This window comes from Zoogloea oleivorans (assembly GCF_008107625.1).
GTDB lineage: Bacteria > Pseudomonadota > Gammaproteobacteria > Burkholderiales > Rhodocyclaceae > Zoogloea > Zoogloea oleivorans.
The window spans coordinates 1-4,096 of record NZ_SDKK01000061.1 but is presented as its reverse complement, the minus strand read 5'-3'; the positions used below and the strand labels follow the sequence as shown (position 1 = coordinate 4,096).

Genomic DNA, 4,096 nt, shown 5'->3' with positions numbered 1-4,096 from the left:
CCCGGCTGGCCGTCATGCTGCCCAATCCACGCAAGTACGAAAAGACTTTCGGCCCGCGCCTGGCGGCCCATGCAGCACGCATCCAGGGACGCGCAAACTACGCCGAAGTCCCCTGAAAAGCGTTGCCCGACAGGGACTAAGTCACTCCATTGCAGCCCTTCGGCCCCTGCCCTCCGGAGGTCCCTTGAGGTAGAATGCGCTGCTTTTCTCCAGTCGTGCCTCCCCCGATGCAATTCGCCGGTTTCACCTTGCGAAACAACCTGTTCGTCGCGCCCATGGCCGGCGTAACGGACCGTCCTTTCCGCCAGCTTTGCAAGAAGATGGGGGCCGGGGTTGCCGTGTCCGAGATGGTTACCTCCAACTCCCTGCTCTACGGCAGCGCCAAGACCCAGCGGCGCGCCAACCATGATGGTGAAGTGGATCCGATCTCCGTGCAGATCGCCGGCGCCGATCCGGCCATGATGGCCGAGGCCGCCCGCCACAACATCGACCGCGGCGCCCAGATCATCGACATCAACATGGGCTGCCCGGCCAAGAAGGTCTGCAACGTGATGGCCGGCTCGGCCCTGATGCAGGACGAAGCGCTGGTCGCGCGCATCCTCGAAGCCGTCGTCGGCGCTGCCGGCAACATTCCGGTCACGCTCAAGTTCCGTACCGGCTGGAGCAAGGCCAACAAGAACGCCCCGATGATCGCGCGCATCGCCGAGGAATCCGGCGTCCAGCTGATCGCCATCCACGGCCGTACCCGCGCCTGCCAGTACACCGGCGAAGCCGAGTACGACACCATCGCCGACGTCAAAACCCGGGTGCGCATCCCGGTGATCGCCAACGGTGACATCACCACCCCGCAAAAAGCCAGGTTCGTGCTCGACTACACCGGCGCCGACGGCGTGATGATCGGCCGTGCCGCCCAGGGGCGTCCGTGGATCTTCCGCGAGATCGAACACTTCCTGAAAACCGGCGAAGAACTCCCGCCCCCGCTGGTCTCGGAAATCCTGCAGGTGTGCAAGGAGCACCTCGTCGACATCTATTCCTTCTACGGCGAGGACACCGGCGTCAAGATCGCGCGCAAGCACATCAGCTGGTATACCAAGGGCCTGGGCGGCTCGGCACAATTCCGCCGCGTCATGAACACGCTGCCCACCGTAGAAGAACAAATTACCGCCATTGACGAATTCTTCGGCCGGCTCGCCGACAGAGACAGCCGCCTGGTCTACGCCGACCCCGAAGAATTCCCCCAGGAGCTTGCAGCATGAGCAGTACCAGCAATGACATCGCCGACTCCGTCTGTCGCGCGCTGGACACCTATTTCCGTGACCTCGACGGTGAAAAGCCGAACGCCCTCTACGAGATGGTGATCAAGAACGTCGAACGCCCGATGCTCGAATTCGTCCTCAAGCAGGCCGGCGGCAACCAGACCCTGTGCGCGGAGATGCTCGGCATCAACCGCAACACCCTGCGCCGCAAGCTCTCCGAGCACGCACTGCTCTGAGCCCGGCTCACCGTCCCAACCGATTTCCCGTCCTTCAGCGCCGTGGAGCCCCGCGGCCTTCCAGAGAAACCCCATGAAAGTCACCCAAGCCCTGCTCAGCGTTTCCGACAAGACCGGCGTCGTCGAATTCGCCCGTGAACTGGCCGCCCTCGGCGTCAACCTGCTGTCCACCGGCGGCACCGCCAAGTCCCTGCGCGAAGCCGGCCTGCCGGTTACCGACGTGTCCGACTACACTGGTTTCCCGGAGATGCTCGACGGTCGCGTCAAGACCCTGCACCCCAAGGTGCACGGCGGCATCCTCGCCCGTCGCGACCTGCCCGAGCACCTGGCCAAGCTCGAAGAGCACGCCATTCCGCGCATCGACCTGGTGGTGGTGAACCTCTACCCCTTCCAGGCCACCGTCGCCAAGGCCGACTGTACGCTGGAGGACGCCATCGAGAACATCGACATCGGCGGCCCGACCATGGTCCGCGCGGCGGCCAAAAACCACGGCAATGAAGCCGGCGGCGTCGGCATCGNNTGCCGAACTGCAGGCCAACGCCGGCGCGCTGAGCTACAAGACCCGCTTCGACCTGGCCCGCAAGGCCTTCACCCACACCGCCCGCTACGACTCGGCCATCTCCAACCACCTCACGGCCCTCGCCGAAGATGGCAGCAAGATGGCCTACCCGGAGCGCTTCCAGCTGGCCTTCGACAAGGTGCAGGACCTCCGCTACGGCGAGAACCCCCACCAGTCCGCCGCCTTCTACCGCGAATCCAGCGCCCCGGCCGGCGCCATCGCCGCCTACACCCAGGTGCAGGGCAAGGAGCTGTCGTACAACAACATCGCCGACTCCGACGCTGCCTGGGAATGCGTCAAGGCCTTCGACGGCGTCGCCTGTGTCATCGTCAAGCACGCCAACCCGTGTGGCGTGGCCGTGGCCGGCAGCCCGCTGGACGCCTACAAGAAGGCCTTCTCCACCGACCCGACCTCGGCCTTCGGCGGCATCATCGCCTTCAACACCACGGTTGACCGTGCCGCGGCCGAAGCCGTCAGCGCCCAGTTCCTCGAAGTGCTGATCGCCCCCTCCTACACCGACGAAGCCCTCGAACTCCTCAAGGCCAAGCAGAACGTCCGCGTCCTGATCGTGCCGCTGGGCGCCGTCAAGCAAGCCGACTACAAGCGCGTCGGCGGCGGCCTGCTGGTGCAGAGCGCCGACTTCGCGCCGATCACCGAAGCCGACCTGAAGCTGGTCACCAAGCGTGCCCCGACCGCCCAGGAAATGTCCGACCTGCTGTTCGCCTGGCGCGTCGCCAAGTACGTCAAGTCGAATGCCATCGTCTACTGCAAGGACGGCCAGACCATCGGCGTCGGCGCCGGCCAGATGAGCCGTGTCGACTCCGCCCGCATCGCCAAGATCAAGGCCGAGAACGCCGGCCTGGTGATCCCCGGCTGCGTGGTCGCCTCCGATGCCTTCTTCCCGTTCCGTGACGGCCTCGACGTGCTGGCCCAGGCCGGCGCCACTGCCGTCATCCAGCCGGGTGGCTCGATGCGCGACGCCGAAGTGATCGCCGCCGCCGACGAGCAGGGCATCGCCATGGTGCTCACCGGCTTCCGCCATTTCCGTCACTGATCCGGACACCTCCATGAAGATCCTCGTCATCGGCTCCGGCGGGCGCGAACACGCGCTGGCCTGGAAGCTCGTCCGTTCGCCGCGCATCCACAAAGTCTTCGTTGCCCCGGGCAACCCGGGCACGGCCCGCGAACCCGGCATCGAGAACGTCGCCGTCACGGCCATTCCCGATCTGATCGAGTTCGTCCGCAAGGAGCAGGTGGCTCTCACCGTGGTCGGCCCCGAAGCCCCGCTGGCCGCCGGTGTCGTCGATGCCTTCCGCGCCGCCGGGCTGCCGATCTTCGGACCGACCCGACTCGCCGCCCAGCTGGAAAGCTCCAAGGACTTCGCCAAGCAGTTCCTTGAGCGCCACAAGATCCCGACCGCCAAGTACCAGACCTTCTCCGACTCCGCCGCGGCCCATGCCTACGTGGATGCGGAAGGTGCCCCCATCGTCATCAAGGCCGATGGCCTGGCGGCCGGCAAGGGCGTGGTCGTGGCCATGACGCTGGCCGAGGCCCACGAGGCCATCGACGCCATGCTCACCCACAACACGCTGGGCGTGCAGTACGACGAGCGCGGCCCGCGGGTGGTCATCGAGGAGTTCATGGACGGCGAGGAAGCCAGCTTCATCGTGATGGCCGACGGCCGCCACGCCCTGCCGCTGGCCACCTCGCAGGATCACAAGCGTCTCAAGGACGGCGACCAGGGCCCCAACACCGGCGGCATGGGAGCCTACTCGCCCGCCCCGGTGGTCACGCCTGAAGTTCACGCCCGTGCCATGCGCGAGATCATCATGCCGACCCTCGCCGGCATGGCCGCCGAAGGCCTGCCCTACACCGGCTTCCTGTACGCCGGCCTGATGATCGACAGCAAGGGCGCGCCCCGCGTCGTCGAATTCAACTGCCGCATGGGCGACCCGGAAACCCAGCCGATCATGATGCGGCTCAAGTCCGACCTGGTCGATCTGGTCGAGGCAGCCATCGCCGGCAAGCTCGACAAGATCGAGGCC

4 protein-coding genes and 2 pseudogenes are annotated in these 4,096 nt (G+C 66.2%); all 6 read left to right on the top strand.

Features of this window, described 5'->3' with window-relative positions; translation table 11 throughout:
• Positions 1-116: pseudogene (locus tag ETQ85_RS27185) on the top strand (monofunctional biosynthetic peptidoglycan transglycosylase); the annotation flags it as partial.
• Between the two features lie 111 nt (positions 117-227).
• The gene (gene dusB, locus ETQ85_RS25520; RefSeq protein ID WP_148581790.1) at positions 228-1,256 is read left to right on the top strand and encodes a tRNA dihydrouridine synthase DusB; all 1,029 of its coding nucleotides are present in this window, start codon (positions 228-230) and stop codon (positions 1,254-1,256) included.
• A complete protein-coding gene (locus ETQ85_RS25515) occupies positions 1,253-1,492 on the top strand; it encodes a helix-turn-helix domain-containing protein (RefSeq protein WP_148581789.1) in 240 nt (79 codons plus the stop codon). Before dusB ends, ETQ85_RS25515 begins: the two co-directional genes overlap by 4 nt.
• Before the next feature lie 73 nt (positions 1,493-1,565).
• Positions 1,566-2,010: pseudogene (gene purH, locus ETQ85_RS27180) on the top strand (bifunctional phosphoribosylaminoimidazolecarboxamide formyltransferase/IMP cyclohydrolase); the annotation flags it as partial.
• Between the two features lie 2 nt (positions 2,011-2,012).
• Positions 2,013-3,105 (top strand): bifunctional phosphoribosylaminoimidazolecarboxamide formyltransferase/IMP cyclohydrolase (purH, locus tag ETQ85_RS25510; RefSeq protein WP_342781987.1); only part of this gene is annotated, 1,093 nt, incomplete at its 5' end.
• Positions 3,106-3,118: 13 nt separating this feature from the next.
• The coding region (gene purD, locus ETQ85_RS25505; protein WP_148581788.1) for a phosphoribosylamine--glycine ligase at positions 3,119-4,096 on the top strand (978 nt) is incomplete at its 3' end.

Coding starts and splice junctions, on each gene's coding strand:
- dusB (WP_148581790.1), top strand. CDS start 228: ATGCAATTCGCCGGTTTCACCTTGCGAAACAACCTGTTCGTCGCGCCC.
- ETQ85_RS25515 (WP_148581789.1), top strand. CDS start 1,253: ATGAGCAGTACCAGCAATGACATCGCCGACTCCGTCTGTCGCGCGCTG.